Here is a 23,048-nt window from a genome sequence, read left to right as displayed (position 1 = left end):
AACCCGGCCAGATTGGGCGATTGGCGTCTTCTTTCGATATCGATGGAAGACGCCGGCCCGGAACATTCGCGCTCGGAAGCGTTTTTCCCACTTTCGATGGGTTTTCTTCGAAAAATCCACCTACCCCTGTTGCGAAACCCGATTGGGCGTGCGCATCCTTCTGAAAAAGTCGGGCGAACTCTTCCAGTATCACAATGAACAACACAAAGACGCGTTCTTCCAAATCCCTGGCGAATGAACGCTGCAAAGCAGAAGGCTGGGACTTTACGCAGGTATTCAGATACCAGTTTCGCGCCGCACAATCGCCGGCGTCGCTGGATCCAACATGGTGCGACAAACAGCTTGGCGGCTGGTTCATCGAACATTGTCCGATGCTGCCAAGCTGTCGATTGATGGACCAGAACGGCAATCTGTTCGGGTACGTTCTTGGTATTGCGATTTCGCCGGAAGGCACGTGTTTAGGCGAAAAAGCAGAGTTGGGCACGGACAAAACGCTGGACCAATGGATCGAGGATTTGGCAGGTCGGTTTGTGATCCTTACGGCGCATACCGGCGATCTGCGTGTCTACGGCGATCCCTCGGGCAACCTGCCGGTTGTCTACAACACAAACACCAAAGTTGCTGCATCCAGCGTCGCTCTTGCCGTGTCAGGCGAGCTTGATCCACCACCTGGCTACGACCTCGAAAAGGTCGAGGCGCGTCAGCAGTTCCTGCTGTTTGGCGACACCAGCGACCAGAATGTCACAAGACTGACCCCCAATCACTATCTGGACCTGGCCGACGTCACTCAGCACCGGTTCTGGCCCCACGAACACACCGAGTTCGAGAACCTTCAGGACGACGAAGAGGCGCTGTTCGAGCAAGCCTCAGCACGCATGACGCGCAATGTCGCAGCCCTGGCCGAGGCCTATGATTGCGCCCTTCCGATAACTGCCGGCAGAGACTCTCGCATCATATTGGGCAGCGCCATTCCGGTGCTCGACAAGATCAAGAGCTTTTACTGCTACGACCTGAACTGGTCGACAAAGATCGACTCGGAACTCGGTCGAATTCTGGCCGAATACCTCAGCGTTCCGTTTCTGGTGCTTACGCGGCAATCCCCGCGCATCCAAAACATCATGACGGATGAGGAGTTTGATGCCGAATACCAAAGATCCCTGCTGCGCACAGGATGGTGCTACGGCTTGCGTCAGGCCTGGATTCGGTTTGTAGCCGCCTCGCCCCGGGTCGATGTTGTATTGCGCGGCACCGGCGTTGAGATGACCCGCGCCAACAAGTGGCGGCGCGGCGTCGTGCGCATGCCAATAAATGCGACGACCGGAGTCGTTGCGCTGCGCAGACAATGGCCCGATGCAACGCGAACCAAAGAGGAGGCAAGCATCTATGACCAGCTGGTCGCCCGGTACCAGGCCTGGATGGACACGCTGCCGTTGCAAGCAAGAACCCGCCTCTATGACCTGGCACATATCGAACTCTGGCTACCGTCCTCTCAAACGCTCGAATTCACGGCATTTGTCGACGGCTTTGTCGTCAACCCATTCAATGATCGGCGCCTGATCCAATTGACGGCAGCCGTTCGGCCCAAATCGCGGCTTAGAAATGACCTCGTTCGCAGTATGGTCTCTTACCATGACCCCGGTCTTGGCGACTTTCCCTACCATCGCGAATATACCAAGCTTCGCAGGAAAGCCCGAGCGCGCTAAGCGCATAAATCACTCCCGTGGAAGACTGACAGCCCTCGCATATTGGTATCCCACGTTAAGCCCTAATCGCGTTGCCCCTGGTTACATCGCAAATGCGACGAGTATGAATAATCAGCTTCTTGTGATTGCCGATCATGTAGTAGTTGAACCCAGGACCTTGGTCTCTACGATGACAGCGTCATGTTCGGCAACGAACTTCATTTCGTTGGTTGCGCCAACGTCCTGACCCAGCTGGCATAGGCAGAAGACGCAACCTGGCAGAGCCCTCGGGTCGGTTTTTTGATCCTAGAGCGCCGGTTGGAAACAAACTTCATCACATTGTTGGAGCGACAACGTTTCCAACGCTCGAATTGGACCCTCGGGCACATATCTGGCTCTAGAAATTTCGGCAGCGCCCTCAAGCGCAGCGTGCGAGAAACCGGAGGGTCTGGCTTTTCCAAAAGAAAACGCGCCGCCTTTTTCAAGACGGCGCGCTGATTGTTTGCGTCAGGTTTATTCGGCCGCTTGCGCCGATGCTGCGTGTTTGTCTCGCTGACTGTCGCGATACAGCGCCTTGGCAAGCGAGACCATCATCAGGCCCATGACCATGGTGAACGGCAAAGCACCGATGATCATCGCGTTCCGCAACGCGTCCATCGGGTTGTTTTCACCCGCCGCCAGGATCAGGGCACCGATCACGGCAGTCAGGATCACACCCCAGATGATGCGATGCTTGATACCGGTCTCCTGGCTTCCGCCGGACATGATGGTGTTCATCACCAGAATGCCCGAGTCCGCAGACGTCACCAGGAAGGTCATGATCAGGATCACGCACATGACGTTCAGCATGGACAGCAGCCCACCGTCGATCATGTAGGACAGCGTCACGAACAGTTTGTTGGTGTTCGATGCCCCGATGATCGCACCTTCTGCGGCGCCTGCCAGCTCAAGATCAATCGCGGTGCCGCCCAGAACAGTCATCCAGGCAAAGCACACCAGCGCCGGTGCGAATACACAGCCCAGGATGAACTCGCGGACCGTACGACCCTTGGAGATGCGCGCCAGGAACAGGCCAACGAAGGGCGAGAATGCGATCCACCAGGCCCAGTAGAAAGTTGTCCAACCGGCCTGCCAGCCAAACTGACGACCTTGCTCACCGGCTGCGTAAGCTGCCGCCAGAGTTGCTTCGTCCAGTTCGGCCGCTGCACCTTCCAGACCACTCTTGAAGCCGTCAAAGCTACCCCAGGCGTTGGTCGCGCCGCCCATCAGGTCGGCCGCATGCGCCTGCGCCTCTGCCGGCAGAGCCGCTGCAAAGGCTTCCGCCGAAAGCGGGCCATAGGCGCCAAAGCTGAGCGAAAGGAAGTGCAGGATGTAGTCGACCATCGCCGAGCCGTAGGTGGTCAGGGCAAAGACGAACGAACCGAAAATGATGAACGTACCCAACAGGATGATCGACAGCACAAGGTTCAGGTTCGACAGGTATTTGACGCCGCGGCCAACACCCGAAACAGCCGAGATGATCGACAGCCCCATGATGACGACCAGACCCGAGATCAGTCCAACCTTGCTGGGTGTCGGAACCTCGCCGCCCAGATTCATGACCCATTCCATGCCCGTGATGGCATAGACACCGTCAATGAACTGGCTGACGCCATATCCGATGGTGACCGAAACACCCAGGATCGTGGCCACAACACCGAGCACGTCGACCAGATGGCCAAGGAAGCCATTCATCAGGCGACCGAACAGCGGTGTAAGAGCCGCGCGAATGGTTAGAGGCATACCGCGTGTATAGGCATAGTAAGCCAGCGACAGACCGGTCACCACATAGATGGCCCAGGCATGGAAGCCGTAGTGCAAGTATGTATACCGATAGGCTGACTGGATCGCTTCGGGCTGATTGCCCGGAACATCGCCGGCAACCACAACCGGGTTCGATCCCCACAGGCCCAGTGGCTCAGCGGTCGCAAAGACCATCAGGCCTACGCCCAAACCGGCGCCGAACATCATTGAGAACCACGAGAAATTCGAAAACTCGGGCTTCTCTCCCGGTGTACCCATGATCCGTTTGCCGGTGGACGGGATCAGCGCCACGATTGCGAGAAAGAAGAAGAACAGGCCGACAATGACCACATAGAAGCTGTTGAAGCTTTCCAAAAGTTTGCTGTTCAGGCTGCCCAGCGTGCCATTGGCGTTGGCCGGGAAAACCAGTGCCCATAGCACAAGGGCGACCATGATTGATTTACTGATCAGCGCGATGGGAACGCTGTAGTTCTCGTAGAAACCGGCGTCCGCCGTTTCTATCTCGAGATCCGTGAAGGGTTCGGGTACCGACATATTGTTCCTCCGTGTCGATTATATTCTTTGTTTTTGGCTGCCAGCGCAGCGTGTCCATTTCGTTTGCGTCCTGGGGTCGAGACGTTCCACAGATCGTATGACGTTTCCGCGTACGTAAGTGGTATTTCGTGACAATCTCCGATTAAGCAGCCTGTTTTCAGGCGTTTCCCATTAAGCGGTTCCGGGCCACGACGGCATCGTTCGATACACGTTGTGCCCTTCAGTTTTGGCTCGGCAAAAGCGCCCGTGGCGACAGCTTGAGCACTTGGTTTCTTGGTCTGCCTCACTACAGATTAAGCAACACTTGCGTTCGGTCAGAACCGACACATTCGTCAATTTTGACGACATAAGTCGAAACATAACGGTCAAACGCAGCTTCAGGCTATATTTATGAGGTGCACAACGACAAAAAAACTAAAACTCGGATGAATCAGCCTAAACCGAAGACGTGCGAACCCCAACAAATACGTGTGGACCGTCTGCATTCCGAAGGTGAAAGGATCATTTACCTTCGGCTCGGTTCGCCACCTCTCTGCACAAGGATATTGCGTCTGCCCGAGAAGGCTTTATTGCCGGTAATGGCACTGTAGAACTGGTTCTGGAACCGCCCGGGGGGTCACGGATGAAGATACGTAAGATCGAACTGTTCGAAGTCGCGTTGCCCTATGCGGGCGGAACCTACCAGTTGTCCGGCGGGCGCGCATATCACAGCTTTGACGCAGCGATCGTGCGGATTGAGACCGATACCGGTTTGGAGGGCTGGGGCGAAAGCACCCCGTTCGGATCAACCTATATCGCTGCGCATGCGCGCGGGGTCCGCGCCGGTATCGAAGAGATCGCACCGCATCTGATTGGTCGTGACCCGCGCCAGGTCGATCGCATCAATGACACGATGGACGAGGCGCTGGTTGGTCACAATCACGCCAAGACCGCGTTGGATATCGCCTGCTGGGACGTGTTCGGTAAGGCGGTGAATATGCCGGTTTGCGAATTGCTGGGCGGTGCGACCGGAAATCGCCTGCCGACAATCTCGTCAATTTATGCCGGTGATCCCGAGGATATGCGCCAGCGTGTCGCCGAACACCGCGCGATGGGATACCTTGGTCACTCGATCAAGGTGGGCGCGCTGGATTCCGAAGGTGGGCCTGCATTGGATGCCGACCGGATTGCGACCGCGCTGGCCGACCGGAAATCGGGGGAGTATTTCATTGTCGACGCCAATGGCGGCCTGATCCCCGAAACCGCGCTGCGCATGCTTCGGCTGCTGCCCGACGGGCTGGACTTTGTACTTGAGGCACCGTGCGCCTCGTGGCGCGAGACATTGTCTCTGCGCAAACGCTGCAATGTGCCCATCATCATCGATGAATTGGCGCAGCAGGATCAGGATATCACTCAGATCGTGTCTCAGGACATCGCGGACGGGATCGGACTGAAGATCTCAAAGGCAGGTGGCCTGACCCGGGGACGTCGCCATCGCGACATCTGTCGCGCCGCGGGGCTGACAATCAGCGTTCAGGATACGGTTGGCTCTGCCATCGCCTTTGCCGGGATCGTGCATCTTGGTGCTACGGTGCCCGAACGCTATCTGCGCTGCATTCTGAATTGCCGGGACATGGTGACACTGAAAACGGCGGAATTTGATGCGCCGGTAAAGGATGGCGGCGTTCTGCCTCCGGCTGCACCGGGGCTTGGGATCACGGTCGATCGTTCGGTATTGGGCGACCCAATTGTGTCGTGGTGAGGCCGTATCTCGACCTACCCAATCTTGTTCCTTTGCAGATGCGGCGTGACCCCAAAGCTGGTTCGGTAGACGCGTGAGAAATGGCCCGGGTTCTTGAACCCGCAGGCCAGCGCCACCTCGGTCACCGATGCCTCGGTCTGCAACAGCAGTTTGCGCGCGCGATCCAGACGCATCTCCATGAAATACTTCTTGGGAGAAGCGTTAAGGTATTTTCCGAACAACCGCTCTAATTGCCGGGTTGAAATTCCGATTTCCTCGGCAATTTCCGATGGCGAGACCGGTGCCTCGATACTGCGTTCCATAAGCTGGATCGCATTGGCCAGATGGGCATTGCGCATCCCGCTTCGCGATTGGATCGACACCCGCTGTTCTGCAGTGGAATTGCGAACAGCGTTGTACACCATCTGATCCGAGATCGACACGGCAAGATCGGGACCGTGATCCTGTTCGATCAGATGCAGCATCAAATCGGCGGTGGCGGTGCCGCCAGAAGCCGTGATGAACTTGCCTTCAACGGTGAATACGCTGCGTACAAGATTGACCTCGGGAAACGCCTCCATAAAGCTGTCGTGATATTCCCAGTGTATCGCCGCCTCGGACCCGTCCAGAAAACCGGCCTCGGCAAGCAACCACGCGCCCGAGCATAAAGCTCCGATCCGGGTTCCCATCGCCCGTTGCCGTCTGAGCGTAGCCAACAAGGTACGCGAGGCATGCGCCTGCATGTTTATGCCCGACAGAACGAATAACCGGTCGCATTTCGGGATTGTTGTAATTCCGCCATCGACAACGGTCTTTGTTCCGTTCGAGCAAGTCGCCGTTTCCCCGTCCTCGGACAAGATCGACCATTCATACAGCTCTTCACCGGCCACAAGGTTCGCGATCCGCAACGGTTCGACCGCACAGGAAAACGCCAGGTGCGAGAACTCTTCAATGAGCAAAAAGACAAAATGCTGGGGCTTGGGCATGGCGTCCTTCGTTTCTCGTCGCAACATCTGCACGGGGGCAAACCCCGCTCTCATTTCAGCTCGGACAGGCCCGTTTTTGTTGCTTTGCAGGCGGGGAACGAGGCAGCTGTCTTGTTTGGTGTAGTTTGCTACGATCCAGGGGGTGACAGGCCTGGAAGAGCTGCCACCCGCTGGTTTATTTCTGTGTCGAAACAGCGCCCATGTCAATTTTGACCCATGTCGCCACAGAGCGCATTCGGGCTGGTTGATCGAAGGTCATGAGCTGCAACGATGCGATCTCCGTCAGTGCCGCATGCCGCCGCGCATTCAATATCCATCATGGCCGCTCCTTTGGTATCCGCGCTTGAACAGCTTGCAGTTTTTACTGTACACAATTTGTATTTTGTTTTAATACACCCGAAAGACAATATGGTTGCAAGGCAAAAATGACCGCCTTTCCGGTCGAATCGCGCGGAAGCAACTGCGGAGATTGGAATGAAAGACGCATCCAAACGTAAGAAAACAGAGCTGTATGAGCATCTGAAAACCGCAATCATGACGCTAACGCTGCGACCGGGCGCTGATCTGGACGAATCCAGTCTGTCGGAAGAGTTTGAACTCTCACGTACGCCGCTGCGCGAGGTTCTGCGCCAGCTGGCAGGGGAAGGCTATGTCGATTTGCGGGAAAATCGCGGAGCGCGGGTCAGTGAAATGTCGCACATGACCCTGCGGGATTTCTTTCTTGCCGCGCCAATGATGTATGGCGCTGTGTTGCAATTGGCAGCGAAACACGCGACCGAACCGCAAATCGCCGAGTTGAAACAGGCGCAGATGACCTTCAAAGCCGCCCTGCGCAGCGGCTCGGGCGCCGAACGCGCAATGGCCAATAACCGGTTTCACGAAATCACCGGCGAGATGGCGGACAACATCTATCTTGCCCCGTCTTTTCAGCGACTGCTGATCGATCACGCCCGCATCGGGATGACATTCTATCGCCCGCAGGATCACCAGATGGTGGAAAGCCTGAGTGAAGCCAGCGCACAGCACGACGCCATCATCGCCGCTATCGAAGCAGGTGACGACCTAGCCGCAGCGCAACTGGCAATAGATCATTGGAACCTGTCGCGTGACAGGATCGAGCTGTTTGTCATGCCCGCCGGGTTGGACATGCCGCTGGGTTCGATGGAGCGCAAAACCCCTGCATGAGGACTTAGATGACACCCCTGTTCAAATTCGAAGGGATATACACCCCTGTGGTGACCCCCTTTCACGAGGACGGCAGCGTAAACTGGGACGCATTGTCGGATGTGATCGAATATCTGATCGAAAATGGCGTACACGGCCTGATCTCGGGCGGATCGACCGGTGAAAACTATGCCCAACCCGTCGCCGAACGGTTTGAGGTGGCAAAGTTCACCCATGAACGCCTCAAGGGCCGTTTGCCGCTTGTTGTCGGTACCGGCGCAATGATGACCCCGGACTCGGTTGCGTTGGCTGCTGGCGCGCGCGAGATCGGCGCGGATGCGATCCTGCTGGCCAGCCCGGCCTATTCGGTGCCAACCGACCGGGAAAACGCGCTGAATGCTCTGGCAATCGACAAGGCGGCGAACCTGCCGGTGATGTTGTACAACTATCCGCACCGCACCGGCACCATGATGGGTGAAGAGTTCCTTGACCGCGTCGGACGCAGCCGCAACTTCTGCGGCATCAAGGAAAGCTCGGGTGATATCAACCGGGTGCACCTGCTGGCGCGGGACTATCCGCATATCCAACTTGGCTGCGGTATGGACGACCAGGCGCTCGAATTTTTCGCCTGGGGCGCGCCGTTCTGGGTTTGCGGTGGATCGAACTTCCTACCGACGGAACACGTGGCGCTGTACGATGCCTGTGTCGTCGAAGGGAATTTCGACAAGGGTCGCCGCATCATGAGCGCGATGCTGCCGTTGATGCGCGTGCTGGAACAGGGCGGCAAGTTCATCCAGACCATCAAGCATGGCGTCACCATGAACGGGATCGACGCGGGTGCGATGCGCGCGCCGCTGAAGGGTTTGAACAAAGATGACAAGCGCGCGCTGGAACAGGTCACGCGCGTTCTGAAACGCAAAATCGCCGATATCGTGGCCGAGGGGTAAGAGACATGGATCTGCTGACACAGGACGAATACAAATCCATCGCTTCAGGGCTGACCCTGCCCAACAATGCCTTCATCAATGGCGGGTTCCGCCCGGCGATCTCCGGCAAGACCTTTGCCAGCACCAACCCTGCGACCGGAGAGACTCTGACGGAAATCGCCGCTTGCGGCGCCGAAGATGTGGATTTTGCCGTCGAAAAGGCGCGCGAAGCGTTTGACGATGGCCGCTGGTCGAAACTGCACCCGTCCGAACGCAAGGATGTTCTGATCCGTCTCTGCAAGCTGATGACGCGTAACGCACGTGAGCTGGCGGTGATGGAAAGCATCGACAGCGGCAAGACCATCTATGATTGCGAGACTGTGGACGTGCCAGAGACCATTCACTGCCTGAAATGGCATGCCGAGGCGGTCGACAAAATCTACGATCAGGTCAGCCCTGCCAGTGACGACCACATCGCAATGGTCGTGCGCGAACCGATTGGAGTGGTTGGCCTTGTGTTGCCTTGGAACTTCCCGCTGCTGATGCTGGCGTGGAAGATCGGTCCGGCTTTGGCCGCAGGCTGTTCGCTCGTCATCAAGCCCGCCGCTGAAACTACGCTGACCGCACTACGCGTGGCCGAACTGGCGATGGAGGCGGGTATTCCGGCAGGCGTTCTCAATGTCGTTCCCGGTGGCGGCGCTGATGTCGGTGAGCCGATTGGCCGACACATGGATATCGACATGGTGTCCTTTACCGGCTCGACCGCGACTGGCAAGAAATTCCTGACCTATTCGGCAGAGTCGAACGCCAAAGAGGTCGTGCTGGAAATGGGTGGCAAAAACCCTGCCATCGTCATGGACGATGCCGAGAACCTGGATCGCGTCGCCCAGCATCTGGTAAATGGCGCGTTCTGGAACATGGGTGAGAATTGCTCGGCCAGCTCGCGCCTGATCGTGCACAAGGACGTCAAGGCAGAGTTGCTGGAGCGCATCGCGCATCATACCAAACAGTGGAATGTTGGCGACCCGCTGGACCCGAAAACCCGTATGGGCGCGCTTGTGTCCGAGGCGCATTTTGCCAAGGTCTGCTCTTATCTCGACAAGGCCGAGAACGTGGTGATCGGTGGCAAGGCAGAGGACGGATTTGTCGAGGCGACGGTTGTGGAAGTCGCCGACAATTCGGCCGAACTGGCGCAGGAGGAAATCTTTGGCCCGGTCCTGTCAGTGATCGAAATCTCGGGCTTTGATGAGGCAATCGCGGTTGGCAACGACACAGACTATGGTCTTTGCGCGTCCCTCTTTACTGCCAATGCCAAACGCGCCATCCGCGGCGCGCGTGCCCTGCGGGCAGGTACCGTGACGGTCAACAGCTTTGGCGAAGGCGATATCTCGACTCCGTTTGGCGGCTACAAGCAATCAGGCTTTGGCGGACGCGACAACTCGGTCCATGCGCATGATCAATACACCCAGTTGAAAACCATCTGGATCGATTTGGCTGACGACGCTGACGAGGCGGTTGAGTGAGCCGATATGACGCCAAACGTCTCCCTCGGCAAACCGGTGCAGCGGGGTGGAATGCAATCTTGCCGCCCCAGACCGGCCTGCCCGAGCTGACCGAGGATCACACCGCCGATGTCACGATCATCGGCGGTGGTTTTGCCGGGCTCAGCGCGGCGCAGCGCCTTACGCAGCTAGACCCAAGCCTGAAGGTCACTGTGCTCGAGGCAGGGCGGTTTGCCGAAGGCTCTGCCGGACGCAATTCGGGGTTCATGATCGACCTGCCGCATGATCTGGCCTCGGAAAACTACGCCGGGGACGGGCTGGAAGCGGATCGGGCCGCTATTGCGCTGAACCGCAAAGCAATCGGGTTTGCCTCAGAGGTCGCGGAGCTTTGTAAATTGCCGCAGGACATGTTCGACCCTTGTGGAAAGTTCAACGCCGCCGCGACCCGGGCGGGCGACCGGCACAACCGCGCATTCGCAACCCATCTCGATCAACTGGGCGAACCGTATACGTTGTATGACCAGCAACAGATGCAGGACATAACCGGGAGCCCGCACTATACCTCGGGCCTCTATGCACCGGGCACCGTGATGATCCAGCCCGCAGCCTATATCCGGGCGCTGTCGCAGCGGTTGGCCGAAACGCTCGGCGTCTACGAAAACTCACCCGCAACCGGCTTTGAAAGGCAAGGTAGCAGCTGGGTCGTCAAAACGCCCAAAGCCAAGGTGACAACCGGGCGCATCGTGCTGGCCAACAATGGTCATCTCGAGAGCTTTGGTTTCTATCAAAGGCGGCTGATGCATATCTGCCTCTATGCTTCGATGACAGAGCCGTTGACGCTCGAGCAGATCAATACTCTGGGCGGTCAGGCGCGTTGGTCGGTGACACCTGCCAACCCGATGGGAACGTCAGTCCGACGCATTTCGGGCAGCTATGGGGATCGCATTCTGATCCGCACCTGCTCCAGCTTTCATCCGACAATCGAAACCAGCCCCATGCGCCTGCGCAACGCCGGGTGGGTGCATGACCGCAAGTTCCGTGAAAGGTTTCCGCATCTGCCGGACGTGCGCATGGAGCACCGTTGGGCGGGCATGCTGTGCCTCAGTCGCAACGGGTCCGCCGCGTTTGGAGAGCTGGACGACGGGGTATTTTCGGCCTGTTGCCAGAACGGGCTCGGCATCGCGCGCGGCACGTTACAGGGTATGGGTGTTGCCGAATTGATCACGCAAGGCGGATCCAAGATTGCCGATCACTTTCTGGCTCAACCGATGCCTTCTCGACTGCCGCCCGAACCGTTCGCCGCGCTTGGGGCGAACAGCTATCTGATCTGGAAAGAATGGCGATCGGGCAAGGAATAAGCCCGCCCGTTACGGCAGGCTGAGTTTGGCCATGCGGCCACCGTCGACCGTATAGATCTGACCGGTGATAAAGCCCGCTTCTTCTGCTGCAAGAAACGCGACGAGCGCGGCCACTTCTTCAGGCGCGCCCGTACGCGCGACGGGGTGGATGCGGCTGATTTCGCTGCGGAATCTCTCGGGATCCGGCATAGATTCGACAAAATCTTCGTTCAGTTCGGTATCGATCCAACCCGGCGCCACGGCGTTGCAGCGGATACCCTCAGCGCCGTGATCCACAGCCACAGCGCGGGTCAACCCGTGCAGCCCGGCCTTGGAGGCGCAATAGGCTGCGTGCCCGGGATTGCTGCCCAACCCCTCGATCGAGCCGGTATTGACAATACTGCCTCGGGTTGCACGCAGATGCGGCAGCGCCGCTTTGATCATCAGGAACGGGGCGGTCAGATTGACCATTATGGTACGCTGCCAATCCTCAAGGCTCATGTCCTCGACCGAGGCTTCCTGCATCATTCCGGCGTTGTTCACCAGCACATGCAATTGACCGGCTTTGCCGATCAGTTCGTCCATCACCCGGTCCGGGCAGAGCGGATCGGTGAAATCGGCAGCGATGCTCTCGAACACGGTATCCGCGCCGCGCTGCGCGGTGAACACGCGTGCGCCTTCTTGTTGTAAACGCGCTGCAATGGCCTTTCCGATGCCGCTGCGCCCGCCAGTGACAAGCGCCACCTTGCCTTCGAACCGGTTCATGACACAGGCTTCCCTCCGTTAACCTCGATCAGCGCTCCGCACATGTAGCGTGACGCGTCCGAGACGAGAAACATGATGACATCTGCAATATCTTCGGGTTCGGCGATACGCCCCAGAGGAACTGTCTGACCCAATTCGGCAACGGCGGTATCGGGATCAAAACCGCGCTTGGCAAAACCTGAACGCAACATTGGCGTGTTCACCTCGTTCGGGCAAACCGCATTGATGCGGATACCCTGATGGGCGTGGTCCATACCCATACATTGTGTCAGCGAGGCGATCGCTGCTTTGGTCATACAGTAGACCGCATGATTGGGTCCCGGGCGCAATCCCCAGCAGGACGCCGTGTTGACGATCGCACCGCCGCCCGTTTCGGCCATGATCGGGATCGCCGCGCGGCAGATGCGGAACGGTGCCTCGACATTCACGCCCAGCGACAGCGACCAGTCGTCATCCGAGGTTGCCGTGACTGCACCGCGGGTGATGATACCGGCGTTATTGACTACGATATCCAATGCGCCCAGCGCCTGGGCCGCAGCCGCGGGCAATCCATCAGCATAAGCTGGGTCCAGCAAATCACCGGGCAGATGCGCGTCGGCCTTGAGGCCATCCACGGTACGATCCGCCACGGCCACCCGTGCCCCGGCGTCGCGCAGACGCGCCACCAGTGATGCCCCGATACCTCCGGCCGCACCGGTTACAAGCGCCGCCTTTCCCGTCAGGTCCATGTATTCTTCCCCCGCCTTCAGAACGACGCGACCGGCTCACCAAACCGGTCCTCGTCAGGGACGATGCCCAGCCCCGGACCGGTGGGCAATTCGATATGCCCATCTTTGATCTGGATACTGTTTTCCGGATCGTAGTTGGTTTCAATGTATGGAGCCGCCAGCCAAACACCTTCCAGCAGGTCAGGCCGAACGGTTGCGCCCATGTGCGTACACGCGGCCGCGATGATGTCGCCACCCCAACTGTCGTCGCAGGTATGCGGCAGGTTTCGTGCTTCACAAATCTCGCGGAAGGTACGCATGTGCTGCAACCCTCCGATACGGGTGACTTTCATGCCAAAGCCGTCCACCAAGCCGGTGCCCGCTGCAGAGATCACGGCATTCAGGCTGGTGCTGTTTTCATCCATGTAGATCGCGTGACTGACCTGAGGTCTGATCTTCTGCAAATCTTCGATCGTGTTGCAGGGTTGTTCCATGATGAACGGAATCTCAGGACATTCTCGGCTGACACGCAGCGCATCGCGTGTGGTCCAACCCCGATTGCCATCGACCGCCAGACGCATGCCCGAGCCTTTGATCACCTCCCAGACCTTGTGAATGGTTTCGATGTCCAGTTCAACCGGACGCCCGCCTACTTTGACTTGCAGGCGCGGATACCCTTCTGCCAGCTTCTCGCCTGCCAGGCGTGCAATATCGTCGGGTGCGCCAACACCCGTCGCGTAATAGGATGGCACCTTGTTCGTGTTGGAGCCGCCCAAAAGATCGCAAACCGGAACTCCTAGATGTTTGCCCAGCAGATCATGCGCCGCGATGTCGATACTGGCCTTGGCGTAGTTGTGACCGTTCAGCAGCCCCTCCATCCTGCGGTGCAGGGTCAGCGGCAAAACCTGGGACCCGATCAATCCTGGCGCCATCTCGGCCAGCGCCGCGCGCGCGCCTTTCGCATGGGCTTCGGCATAGGTCGGGCCAACGGGACAAACCTCACCCCAGCCAACAAGTCCGTGGTCGGCAACCAGCTTTATCAGGGTCGTATCCAGTGCCCAGACCTGCGCATTGGCCATTGTGTAGGGGCCGTTTTTGACAGGCAGATCATGCTGGTAGATGTGGATCTCGGATATTCTCATCGAAATTCCCGTCATTTGTTTAGGATTGAACCGCAGGGCCCACAGAACCCTGCGGTCAAATGAACATTGCGACCAGATCAAGCGGTGCGCAATATCGGGTCGACCTTTTCAGTAGCTTTGGTTCAACTCATCCGCAGCAGGAATTTCCCGCTCGCGGCGCGCAATGTAATCCAGAAGCTCTTCATTCTTGGCTTCGTCCAATTTCGGCTCCTGATATTCGGCCAGCAGTTTTCTTGCGTGTTTCAATGCACGTTCGGTAATTTCGACGCTGCCTTCAGCCTGCCATTGCTCGATCGAGTTATTGTCGAACAGCTCGGGCATGAAGAACGCGGTCTGAAAGTTGTCCTGCGTATGCGGGTGGCCCAGATAGTGACCGCCCGGCCCAACATCCGGAATTGCCGCAACGGCCTGATCGAAATCATCCCATTTCGGTCCTTCGGCCATGCGATAGGCCATGGCACATTGTTCTGCGTCGACGATGAACTTGGCAACCGAGCAGTGCATACCAGCCTCGTTCCACCCTGCCGAATGCCAAATGTAATTGGCCCCCGCGTGAAGAACTGCGCTGAGCGTCGTGGCGGATTCATACCCCGCCTGCGCGTCAAACGTCTTGGCACCGCCCAACGTGTTCGAGGTGCGCCACGGTACATCATAATACCGCGCCATCTGCCCGATCATGAAGTTCATCAGGCTGATTTCGGGCGTGCCCGCCATCGGCGCGCCGGACTTCATCGACACGGTCGACAGGTAATGTCCCCATATCGCGGGCGATCCCTTGCGGATCACCTGCGCATAGGCCAGCGCCGACAGCGCCTCGGCGGTCAGCTGTGCCACCGTGGCGGGCACCGACGCCGGGGTGTTTGCGCCGCCCAGAACGAAAGGTGAGCACAGAACCGGCTGATTACGGCGGCAGAAGGCACGCATCGCGCCCAGCATCGTCTCGTCCCAGACAAGCGGGCTGTTGCCGTTGCAGTTGCCGGTGGTGACAGGGTGGTCGTCAATGAAATCCGCCCCAAATAGGATATCGCACATGTCCATGACGTCCTCGGCGTTCTTGGGCGAGGTCGTCATGCCCATGAACATCTTGTCGGAGTACTTCATCGACGAATATGTAATGCGCAGGTGCCGCTGACTGATCGGGTGATCGTAGGGTTCGACGATATGGTGGGCCGAACTGTGCATAGCTGGCATCATGTGGCTCAGCTTGTGGAACATCGCCAGATCTTCGAGCAGCGGATTGCGGCGCACATCGTCCAGATCGCGCAGATACGGCGCACCGGTCATCGGCACGAACACCGAGTGCTTTCCACCCAGCTCGAGGTTTTTGGCCGGGTTGCGCGCGTGGTAGGTAAATTGGGCCGGGATGGTCGCGATCAGTTCGCGCACCATGTTGCGATCCAGATAGACCAGTTCGCCCACGACCTTGGCGCCGGCTTTCTTCCAGTCTTCCAACGCGATGGGGTCGCGAAACTGAACACCAACATTTTCCAGAATGTCCATGGCCGCGGCGTCGATGCGTTCAACCTGGCTGCCATCCATCACCTCACATTCGGGAATGCTGCGGGTCAGGCCGGGTAGCATCTGAAAGTTCGGCGCCGTACGTATTGCACGGCGCGCCGAGCGCCCTCCAGAGCGCGAAGCAGTTCGAATATTCATCTGGCGTATCTCCAATCTCAATCATTTATTGAGAGATTCGACAGCTGCCCACGTCTCCGAATGCGATGCGACGTTGCAGGAAACGACATGGTTCAGGATGCGGGCCCCGAGAAATTTGTAACGATGGGCGAAACCCGAGGTCTACTTGCCGTAATACTCACGGAACCAGTCGACGAATTTCTTAATTCCATCCTTGAAATCCGTCTGAGGGCGATATCCGGTCAGACGTTGAAGCAGATCCGTATCCGCCCAGGTCGCGGGAACATCACCCAGTTGCATGTCCATGTAGTTTCGTATGGCCTTCTTGCCCAGCGCGTCTTCGATGGCGTCAATGAAATCCAGAAGTTTCACTTTGCCCGAGTTGCCGATGTTGACAACGCGGTAGGGCGCAACCGGGCTCAGGCTGTCGCCCTCTTCAATGTCTTCGGGATTTTCCGGGCGCTCAGGCACCGCTTTGATAAGTAAAGAGATAGCACGCACCAGATCGTCCACATAGGTGAAATCACGGTACATGTTGCCGTGGTTGTAAATGTCGATTGGCCGGTCTTCCAGTATCGCGTTAACAAATTTGTAATACGCAAGGTCAGGCCGACCCCAGGTTCCGTAGACTGTAAAAAAGCGGAACATGGTGGTGGGCAGGTCCCAGAGATGCGCATAGGAATGCCCCATGCTCTCATTGGCCTTCTTTGTCGCCGCATAAATGGTCAGTTGCGTATCGGCCTTATCGCATTCAGTGTAAGGCATGTCGGTGTTGGCGCCATAAACGGAAGAGGTCGACGCCATCAACAGATGTTGGACCTTGTGGCGACGCGCCGCTTCCATGACGTTGAACGTGCCGACGACATTGCTCTCAATATACGAACGCGGGTTTTCGAGGCTGTAGCGAACACCCGCCTGACCAGCCAGATGCACGATGACATTCGGCTCGAAACCATCTGCGGCAGCGTCAAATCGCGCAACATCTTCCAGCATCGCCTCGTCGCACGAGAAATTGGGGTTTTGCAGCAGGGTCGCATGTCGGCGCTGTTTCAGACGGACGTCATAATAGTCCGTCATCCCGTCAAATCCGTGTACCCGGTCTCCGTTCGCAAGCAGCAACCTGGCGAGGTGAAACCCGATAAACCCGGCTGTGCCCGTAATCAGTACTTTTTGCACCCGTCTGCTTCCCTGTTCTTCTGCATGTGTTTGCGCGCCTGTGTGCTTATGATGCCAATAGGATCATTGTTCAAACCAACAATTCGGCATCAAGCCCTTGCGGAACACATCGGGGCTGCATTCCAGAGCGTCAAGTCAGGACCTCGGCAAGAAATTCCCAGTCGTGTGTTTTTTTGGGGCGCCTATCCTGATCCCTGATTTGTCGAGTAATAAAATGCAATCGCCTGCGCCCGGTTCTTGACCGAAAGCTTTTCATAGATATTCGACAGGTGAAACTTCACCGTATTTGTCGAAATTTGCAGTTCCTTCGAAAGTTCGCGATTTGATAACCCTTTAGCCAATGCTTCCAAAATCACCCGCTCCTTGCGCGACAGGTTTTGGATCGGATCCCGCTGCATTTTTCGGACATCGATGAAGGGGAACGCCATCTTCCCGGCAGCGACGTCGATGCATGTCTCCAATAGACCCTCGACCTCGCCTGACCTGGGTGCGAATCCGGCGGCACCTGCCTGCATTGACAGTCGCGGAATATCACCTGCCTCGTCGCCATAGATCACAAAGCGCGGGGCGTTTTCCTGCTCGCGCAGCACTTCGATCAACTTCGCCGCCCCCAGAACCGGCAGGTTCCACGCCACAACGCAGACCTTCACCGGTACGCGCATTACGGCGCCCAGAAACCCTTCGGCTGTTGCCGAAGTCGCCACCAGAGAGAATCGGGGGTCGCGCTCGAAAATTTCGGACATCGCTGACAAGACCAGCGGATTGTTGTCTGCCAACATGATATCTATCGGAGAATGCGAATACTCAGCCATTTGTTTTCACTGTCCAAATTTTCCAATACTACCCGTTTGGGTGGTAATTTTCTTGGCATACAATGGCATTCTTACACTTTTGGGTAGTTTTTTACCCGCCAATATGGATGCCCATTAGCAGTAGTATGTTACGTTGCGTCATATGGCAAGTTTCGGATTTTCTGTCGGCGAAACCACAAACAAGGCGTCAGCGCCCGACCAATTGCCGAGGATATCTAACGATGACATTTCAGATCTTCCCTGCGCTTGAAATCCCCGACACGCTTGCGGCGGGTCCCGGCCCCGGCAACACGGATGCCCGGGTGTTGCAGGCGTTCGCCAATGCCGGGGTCGCCGACCACATGCAGGGTGATGTTCTGCGCGGCATGATTGAATGCAAACACATGCTGCGGCAGATCTGGGGCACTGACAACACCTATACCTTTGCGGTCGCCGGCACAGGCTGGAGCGCGCTGGACACCATGTTCTCGGCCGTCATGCCGGGCGACAAGGTTGTCGCTTTCGCCAATGGCACCTTCTCGGGCATCGATAGCCTGACCTTGCGTATCAAGGCAGCCACCCCCGAAGAACACTCAGCCAGCCCGCTTGACCCTCAAGCGGCAAGCGTCACGGTAATCGAGATCCCGCATGGCGAACCCGTCACCGGCGAGATAGTCGAAAAGGCGCTGGCACAGCACAAACCCAAATGGGCGTTCATGGCGCATTGGGAGACCGGCTCGGGTCGCATCAACGATTTGCGCGGTTTCTCGGATGCCTGCGAACGGCATGGGACAATGGGCCTTATCGATGCGGTCTCGTCGCTGGGCGTCGATGAGTTCCGGATTGACGATTATCCCGGTATCGCGGGTTGGGCGTCGTGCCCGCAAAAAGGCCTGTGCTGCCTGCCTTTGACCTACGCACCTGTCAGCTTTACGGACACCTATATCAGTACGGTCAATTCAACCGGCGCATATTCTTATGTCCACAATCCGATTTTCGAAGCCCGCCACTGGGGCATCGTCGACGGGCAGGACGTCGAGAAGGGAATCTATCACCGCACGCATTCGGGCTATGCGGTGGCCGCTTTCCACGAATCCCTGCGGCTGACACTGTCGGATGGGTTGGCAAAACGCGCCACCTCATACCGGATTCACGAACAGGTGCTGCGCGATGCGGTCACCGCACTTGGCTGCGAAGTGACATCCGACATGCCCAGCCTTGTTGTCCTGAACCTGCCGCCATCACTTGCGGGGCGTGAAATGGAACTGGTGCAGAACTGCCGGGCACGCGGCTTTGGCATTTGGCCGACGCTCAGCGCGCCAGTCCAGGTCCGCATCGGCATCCTCAACCAGTTGAACCGAAAAGCCGTCAGCCGGATCGTGCGCTTGTTTGCCGAAGCCATGCGTGAACTGGGGGCCAATGTCGATTTCGAAGAGGTCGAGGCGCTGCTCGAAAGCCGTTACGGCACATCGATCGCCGCCTAGTCGGACTGCATGAACGGGAGGAATGCAGATGGATATCCATGAATATCAGGCGAAAGAGGTTCTTGCGAACTTTGGCGTCGCCATCCCTTCGGGGGCGCTGGCCTACAGCCCCGAACAAGCCGCCTACCGCGCGCGCGAGTTGGGCGGCGACAAATGGATCGTCAAGGCGCAGGTCCACGCCGGAGGCCGTGGCAAGGCAGGCGGCGTCAAGCTGTGCAATTCGGAAAACGAAATTCACGAAGCATGCGACGAGATGTTTGGCCGCAAGCTGGTTACGCATCAGACCGGACCCGAGGGCAAAGGCATCTACCGTGTCTATGTCGAATCCGCCGTGCCGATTGACCGCGAAATCTATCTGGGCTTCGTTCTGGACCGGTCCAGCCAACGCGTGATGATCGTGGCCTCATCCGAAGGCGGCATGGAGATCGAAGAAATCTCGGCTGAACGTCCCGACAGCATCGTTCGTTCAATCGTCGAACCCGCAGTTGGACTGCAAGAGTTCCAGGCGCGAGAGATCGCCTTTGAGTTGGGGCTGGAGCCGCGACTGGTGCAGCAAATGGTGCGCACGTTGCGGGGCTGTTACTCCGCCTTCCGCAACCTCGATGCAACCATGGTTGAAATCAACCCTCTGGCGATCACCGGCGATGACCGCGTTCTGGCGCTGGATGCCAAAATGAGCTTTGATGACAACGCTTTGTTCCGCCATCCGCAAATCGCGGAACTGCGCGACAAAAGCCAGGAAGACCCGCGCGAAAGCCGCGCGGCGGATCGCGGGCTGTCCTATGTCGGGTTGGAAGGCAATATCGGCTGCATCGTTAACGGCGCCGGGCTGGCCATGGCAACCATGGACACGATCAAGCTGGCCGGAGGAGAACCTGCCAACTTCCTCGACATTGGCGGTGGCGCCTCGCCCGAGCGTGTGGCCAAGGCGTTTCGTCTGGTTCTGTCCGATGACAATGTTCAGGCAGTGTTGGTCAACATCTTTGCCGGTATAAACCGTTGCGACTGGGTAGCCGAAGGCGTCGTGCAGGCGCTGCGCGAGCTCAATATCGATATCCCTGTCATCGTCCGTCTGGCTGGAACAAATGTCGAGGAAGGCCAGAAGATTCTGGCCCAGTCCGGCCTGCCGATCATCCGCGCCACAACGCTGATGGAAGCAGCCGAACGCGCCGTCGGCGCATGGAAAAACGACCTGAACCAAGGCACCAGGATGAGGGCTGTGTAATGAGCATTCTTCTCGATCGTGAAACCCGAGTTATCGTACAGGGCATCACCGGGCGCATGGCCCGGTTCCATACCAAGGACATGCTGCGCTATGGCACCAATGTGGTCGGTGGTGTGGTTCCCGGCAAGGGCGGCGAAACCGTCGAGGGCGTGCCGGTTTTCGACACCGTCAAGCAGGCTGTTCAAGCGACGGGCGCTGATGCCAGCCTTGTGTTTGTGCCACCTCCGTTTGCCGCGGATTCAATCATGGAGGCCGCAGACGCTGGCATCCGCTATTGCGTCTGCATAACGGATGGCATTCCGGCGCAGGACATGATCCGGGTCAAGCGGTACATGTATCGCTATCCCAAGGACAAACGTATGGTTCTGACCGGCCCGAACTGCGCGGGAACAATCAGCCCCGGTAAGGCACTGCTGGGGATCATGCCCGGTCATATCTATCTGCCCGGGAGCGTGGGCATCATCGGCCGATCCGGCACCCTCGGATACGAGGCAGCGGCTCAACTGAAAGAGCGTGGGATCGGTGTGTCGACCAGCGTCGGCATCGGCGGCGATCCGATTAACGGGTCGTCCTTCCGTGACATTCTGGAGCGTTTCGAACAGGACAAGGATACCGAAATCATCGCCATGATCGGCGAAATAGGCGGCCCGCAAGAGGCCGAAGCCGCAGTCTATATCCGCGACCACGTCACCAAGCCGGTGGTTGCCTACGTGGCCGGTATGACCGCGCCCAAGGGCCGAACCATGGGCCATGCCGGTGCCATCATCTCGGCCTTTGGTGAAAGCGCCAGCGAAAAGGTCGAGATTCTGTCTGCTGCCGGCGTGACCGTGGCCGAAAATCCGGCCGTTATCGGCGAAACGATCGCCCGAGTGATGGAGGCCGCGTAATGGTCAAACCTTCGGTCCTTGTTACCCGTCGCTGGCCCGCCGCCGTCGAGGCGCAGCTGGCCGAAAACTACAACACGGTTCTGAATACCGGGGATGAGCCCATGTCTCCGGCCGAGCTCCGGCAAGCACTGAAATCTTATGACGCGGTGCTGCCAACAGTTACCGACGCGCTCAGCGCCGAGGCTTTGGATGTCGGCCGGGCGCAGACAAAGATCCTTGCCAATTACGGGGTCGGCTACAGCCACATCTGCGAGCCATCCGCGCGCGGGTTGGGCATGACCGTGACCAATACGCCCGATGTTCTGTCTGAGTGCACCGCCGACATCGCCATGACCCTGCTGCTGATGGTGGCACGCCGGGCGAGCGAGGGCGAGCGCGAGCTACGCGCCGGCAACTGGACCGGCTGGCGGCCCACGCATCTGGTCGGCACCAAAGTCAGCGGCAAGACGCTGGGCATCATCGGGTATGGTCGCATCGGGCAGGAAATGGCCCGCCGGGCACATCACGGGTTCGGGATGGAGATCATCGTACATAATCGCAGCCAGATCGCACCAGAGGTTCTGGCCCGGTGCAATGCGACGCAGGTCGATACGGTCGATGAGTTGCTGCCGCGATGCGATTTCGTGTCGCTCCACTGCCCCGGTGGCGCCGCAAACCGTCACCTGATCAATGCGCGCAGGCTGAATCTGATGAAGCCTGACGCTTTCCTGATCAATACGGCGCGAGGTGAAGTGATCGACGAATGGGCTCTGATTCAGGCCCTTATGTTCGACATGATCGGTGGTGCCGCGCTGGACGTGTTTAGCGGGGAACCCTGCATCAGTCCGGACCTTCTGCAATGCGACAACCTCGTAATGCTGCCCCACCTCGGCAGTGCCACCCGCGAAGCCCGCGAGGCTATGGGGTTCCGCGTCCTCGACAACCTGAGCGACTTTTTCTCAGGCCGTGAGCCGCGCGACCGCGTGATCTGAGACCTATTTCGATATCAAGACCGATACTGCCGCACGGCGGTTTCACCCTCATTTTCAGGAGATCTGAACCGTGAATGCCCCCCATCGAACAAACGGTTTTTTCACTCAATCCCTTTCGGATCGCGACCCCGAGCTTTATGGCTCGATCACGTCCGAGCTGGGCCGTCAGCGCGTCGAGATCGAGTTGATCGCATCCGAGAACATCGTCTCTGCCGCCGTGATGGAAGCCCAGGGTTCGGTGATGACCAATAAATACGCCGAAGGTTATCCCGGTCGTCGCTATTATGGCGGCTGCCAGTTCGTCGATATCGCCGAAAACCTGGCCATCGACCGCGCCAAGCAGCTGTTTGGCTGTGACTTTGCCAACGTGCAGCCGAACTCAGGGAGCCAAGCCAACCAGGGCGTGTTTCAGGCCCTGATCCAGCCCGGCGATACCATCCTGGGCATGAGCCTGGACGCCGGTGGTCACTTGACCCACGGTGCGCGCCCGAACCAGTCGGGCAAGTGGTTCAACGCCGTGCAATACGGCGTGCGCCAGCAGGACAACATGCTGGACTATGATCAGGTCGAGGCGCTGGCGAAAGAGCATAACCCCAAGCTGATCATCGCAG

At 58.2% G+C, this 23,048-nt stretch carries 19 protein-coding genes; 11 read left to right on the top strand and 8 right to left on the bottom strand.

The window, feature by feature from the left end:
- Nucleotides 1–194: 194 nt before the first annotated feature.
- Nucleotides 195–1,703 (top strand): hypothetical protein, encoded by a 1,509-nt coding sequence (locus tag ACR0LX_RS09850; protein WP_480783563.1) that lies wholly within the window; start codon nucleotides 195–197, stop codon nucleotides 1,701–1,703.
- A gap of 492 nt (nucleotides 1,704–2,195) precedes the next feature.
- Here ACR0LX_RS09850 and ACR0LX_RS09845 read toward each other — a convergent pair whose 3' ends face one another.
- On the bottom strand, nucleotides 2,196–4,019 hold the full coding sequence (locus tag ACR0LX_RS09845) for a BCCT family transporter (protein WP_480783562.1): 1,824 nt from the start codon (nucleotides 4,017–4,019) through the stop codon (nucleotides 2,196–2,198).
- A gap of 622 nt (nucleotides 4,020–4,641) precedes the next feature.
- On the opposite strand from ACR0LX_RS09845, the gene ACR0LX_RS09840 reads away from it, so the two are divergent.
- Nucleotides 4,642–5,760, top strand: a complete 1,119-nt coding sequence (locus tag ACR0LX_RS09840; protein ID WP_480783561.1) for a mandelate racemase/muconate lactonizing enzyme family protein — start codon at nucleotides 4,642–4,644, stop codon at nucleotides 5,758–5,760.
- Nucleotides 5,761–5,774: 14 nt separating this feature from the next.
- Here ACR0LX_RS09840 and ACR0LX_RS09835 read toward each other — a convergent pair whose 3' ends face one another.
- Complete coding sequence (locus tag ACR0LX_RS09835; RefSeq protein ID WP_480783560.1) at nucleotides 5,775–6,725, bottom strand: GlxA family transcriptional regulator; 951 nt, start codon at nucleotides 6,723–6,725, stop codon at nucleotides 5,775–5,777.
- Between the two features lie 474 nt (nucleotides 6,726–7,199).
- Between ACR0LX_RS09835 and ACR0LX_RS09830 the strand changes: the two genes are divergently transcribed.
- From ACR0LX_RS09830 to ACR0LX_RS09815, 4 genes are read left to right on the top strand one after another with little or no spacing between them, the layout of a single operon-like run.
- The gene (locus tag ACR0LX_RS09830) at nucleotides 7,200–7,910 is read left to right on the top strand and encodes a GntR family transcriptional regulator (protein ID WP_480783559.1); all 711 of its coding nucleotides are present in this window, start codon (nucleotides 7,200–7,202) and stop codon (nucleotides 7,908–7,910) included.
- 8 nt (nucleotides 7,911–7,918) lie between these two features.
- Nucleotides 7,919–8,836 (top strand): dihydrodipicolinate synthase family protein, encoded by a 918-nt coding sequence (locus ACR0LX_RS09825; RefSeq protein WP_480783558.1) that lies wholly within the window; start codon nucleotides 7,919–7,921, stop codon nucleotides 8,834–8,836.
- Between the two features lie 5 nt (nucleotides 8,837–8,841).
- On the top strand, nucleotides 8,842–10,338 hold the full coding sequence (locus ACR0LX_RS09820) for an aldehyde dehydrogenase (RefSeq protein ID WP_480783557.1): 1,497 nt from the start codon (nucleotides 8,842–8,844) through the stop codon (nucleotides 10,336–10,338).
- Entirely contained in the window at nucleotides 10,335–11,675 is a 1,341-nt protein-coding gene (locus ACR0LX_RS09815) for an NAD(P)/FAD-dependent oxidoreductase (RefSeq protein WP_480783556.1), read from the top strand. Before ACR0LX_RS09820 ends, ACR0LX_RS09815 begins: the two co-directional genes overlap by 4 nt.
- A gap of 9 nt (nucleotides 11,676–11,684) precedes the next feature.
- Here ACR0LX_RS09815 and ACR0LX_RS09810 read toward each other — a convergent pair whose 3' ends face one another.
- From ACR0LX_RS09810 to ACR0LX_RS09785, 6 genes are all read right to left on the bottom strand, one after another.
- Complete coding sequence (locus ACR0LX_RS09810) at nucleotides 11,685–12,419, bottom strand: SDR family NAD(P)-dependent oxidoreductase (protein ID WP_480783555.1); 735 nt, start codon at nucleotides 12,417–12,419, stop codon at nucleotides 11,685–11,687.
- On the bottom strand, nucleotides 12,416–13,147 hold the full coding sequence (locus ACR0LX_RS09805; RefSeq protein ID WP_480783554.1) for an SDR family NAD(P)-dependent oxidoreductase: 732 nt from the start codon (nucleotides 13,145–13,147) through the stop codon (nucleotides 12,416–12,418). Before ACR0LX_RS09805 ends, ACR0LX_RS09810 begins: the two co-directional genes overlap by 4 nt.
- Before the next feature lie 17 nt (nucleotides 13,148–13,164).
- Nucleotides 13,165–14,268, bottom strand: coding sequence for a mandelate racemase/muconate lactonizing enzyme family protein (locus tag ACR0LX_RS09800; protein WP_480783553.1), 1,104 nt, complete (start codon nucleotides 14,266–14,268; stop codon nucleotides 13,165–13,167).
- A 108-nt stretch (nucleotides 14,269–14,376) separates the two neighbouring features.
- A complete protein-coding gene (locus ACR0LX_RS09795; protein ID WP_480783552.1) occupies nucleotides 14,377–15,924 on the bottom strand; it encodes a trimethylamine methyltransferase family protein in 1,548 nt (515 codons plus the stop codon).
- A 141-nt stretch (nucleotides 15,925–16,065) separates the two neighbouring features.
- Nucleotides 16,066–17,079 (bottom strand): NAD-dependent epimerase/dehydratase family protein, encoded by a 1,014-nt coding sequence (locus tag ACR0LX_RS09790; protein WP_480783551.1) that lies wholly within the window; start codon nucleotides 17,077–17,079, stop codon nucleotides 16,066–16,068.
- A gap of 182 nt (nucleotides 17,080–17,261) precedes the next feature.
- Complete coding sequence (locus ACR0LX_RS09785) at nucleotides 17,262–17,891, bottom strand: response regulator transcription factor (RefSeq protein WP_480783550.1); 630 nt, start codon at nucleotides 17,889–17,891, stop codon at nucleotides 17,262–17,264.
- A 221-nt stretch (nucleotides 17,892–18,112) separates the two neighbouring features.
- Between ACR0LX_RS09785 and ACR0LX_RS09780 the strand changes: the two genes are divergently transcribed.
- The 5 genes from ACR0LX_RS09780 to ACR0LX_RS09760 all read left to right on the top strand — a co-directional run.
- Nucleotides 18,113–19,354 carry a pyridoxal-phosphate-dependent aminotransferase family protein gene (locus ACR0LX_RS09780; RefSeq protein WP_480783549.1) on the top strand — a complete coding sequence of 414 codons (1,242 nt, stop codon included), beginning with the start codon at nucleotides 18,113–18,115 and terminating at the stop codon, nucleotides 19,352–19,354.
- Nucleotides 19,355–19,382: 28 nt separating this feature from the next.
- Nucleotides 19,383–20,579: a malate--CoA ligase subunit beta gene (locus ACR0LX_RS09775; protein ID WP_480783548.1), complete on the top strand. Its 1,197-nt coding sequence runs from the start codon at nucleotides 19,383–19,385 to the stop codon at nucleotides 20,577–20,579.
- Nucleotides 20,579–21,466 carry a succinate--CoA ligase subunit alpha gene (gene sucD, locus ACR0LX_RS09770; RefSeq protein ID WP_480783547.1) on the top strand — a complete coding sequence of 296 codons (888 nt, stop codon included), beginning with the start codon at nucleotides 20,579–20,581 and terminating at the stop codon, nucleotides 21,464–21,466. Before ACR0LX_RS09775 ends, sucD begins: the two co-directional genes overlap by 1 nt.
- Nucleotides 21,466–22,437 carry a 2-hydroxyacid dehydrogenase gene (locus ACR0LX_RS09765; protein ID WP_480783546.1) on the top strand — a complete coding sequence of 324 codons (972 nt, stop codon included), beginning with the start codon at nucleotides 21,466–21,468 and terminating at the stop codon, nucleotides 22,435–22,437. Before sucD ends, ACR0LX_RS09765 begins: the two co-directional genes overlap by 1 nt.
- 70 nt (nucleotides 22,438–22,507) lie before the next feature.
- On the top strand, nucleotides 22,508–23,048 hold a 541-nt coding region (locus tag ACR0LX_RS09760; protein ID WP_480783545.1), incomplete at its 3' end, for a PLP-dependent aminotransferase family protein.

The sequence above is a fragment of the Ruegeria sp. CH11 genome, assembly GCF_056537105.1.
This window is presented reverse-complemented; position numbering and strand designations above follow the sequence as displayed.

Bases quoted from the DNA above. Each gene is read 5' to 3' on its own strand.
- ACR0LX_RS09850 (WP_480783563.1), top strand. From the start codon at position 195: ATGAACAACACAAAGACGCGTTCTTCCAAATCCCTGGCGAATGAACGC.
- ACR0LX_RS09845 (WP_480783562.1), bottom strand. From the start codon at position 4,019: ATGTCGGTACCCGAACCCTTCACGGATCTCGAGATAGAAACGGCGGAC.
- ACR0LX_RS09840 (WP_480783561.1), top strand. From the start codon at position 4,642: ATGAAGATACGTAAGATCGAACTGTTCGAAGTCGCGTTGCCCTATGCG.
- ACR0LX_RS09835 (WP_480783560.1), bottom strand. From the start codon at position 6,725: ATGCCCAAGCCCCAGCATTTTGTCTTTTTGCTCATTGAAGAGTTCTCG.
- ACR0LX_RS09830 (WP_480783559.1), top strand. From the start codon at position 7,200: ATGAAAGACGCATCCAAACGTAAGAAAACAGAGCTGTATGAGCATCTG.
- ACR0LX_RS09825 (WP_480783558.1), top strand. From the start codon at position 7,919: ATGACACCCCTGTTCAAATTCGAAGGGATATACACCCCTGTGGTGACC.
- ACR0LX_RS09820 (WP_480783557.1), top strand. From the start codon at position 8,842: ATGGATCTGCTGACACAGGACGAATACAAATCCATCGCTTCAGGGCTG.
- ACR0LX_RS09810 (WP_480783555.1), bottom strand. From the start codon at position 12,419: ATGAACCGGTTCGAAGGCAAGGTGGCGCTTGTCACTGGCGGGCGCAGC.
- ACR0LX_RS09805 (WP_480783554.1), bottom strand. From the start codon at position 13,147: ATGGACCTGACGGGAAAGGCGGCGCTTGTAACCGGTGCGGCCGGAGGT.
- ACR0LX_RS09800 (WP_480783553.1), bottom strand. From the start codon at position 14,268: ATGAGAATATCCGAGATCCACATCTACCAGCATGATCTGCCTGTCAAA.
- ACR0LX_RS09795 (WP_480783552.1), bottom strand. From the start codon at position 15,924: ATGAATATTCGAACTGCTTCGCGCTCTGGAGGGCGCTCGGCGCGCCGT.
- ACR0LX_RS09785 (WP_480783550.1), bottom strand. From the start codon at position 17,891: ATGGCTGAGTATTCGCATTCTCCGATAGATATCATGTTGGCAGACAAC.
- ACR0LX_RS09780 (WP_480783549.1), top strand. From the start codon at position 18,113: ATGACATTTCAGATCTTCCCTGCGCTTGAAATCCCCGACACGCTTGCG.
- ACR0LX_RS09775 (WP_480783548.1), top strand. From the start codon at position 19,383: ATGGATATCCATGAATATCAGGCGAAAGAGGTTCTTGCGAACTTTGGC.
- sucD (WP_480783547.1), top strand. From the start codon at position 20,579: ATGAGCATTCTTCTCGATCGTGAAACCCGAGTTATCGTACAGGGCATC.
- ACR0LX_RS09765 (WP_480783546.1), top strand. From the start codon at position 21,466: ATGGTCAAACCTTCGGTCCTTGTTACCCGTCGCTGGCCCGCCGCCGTC.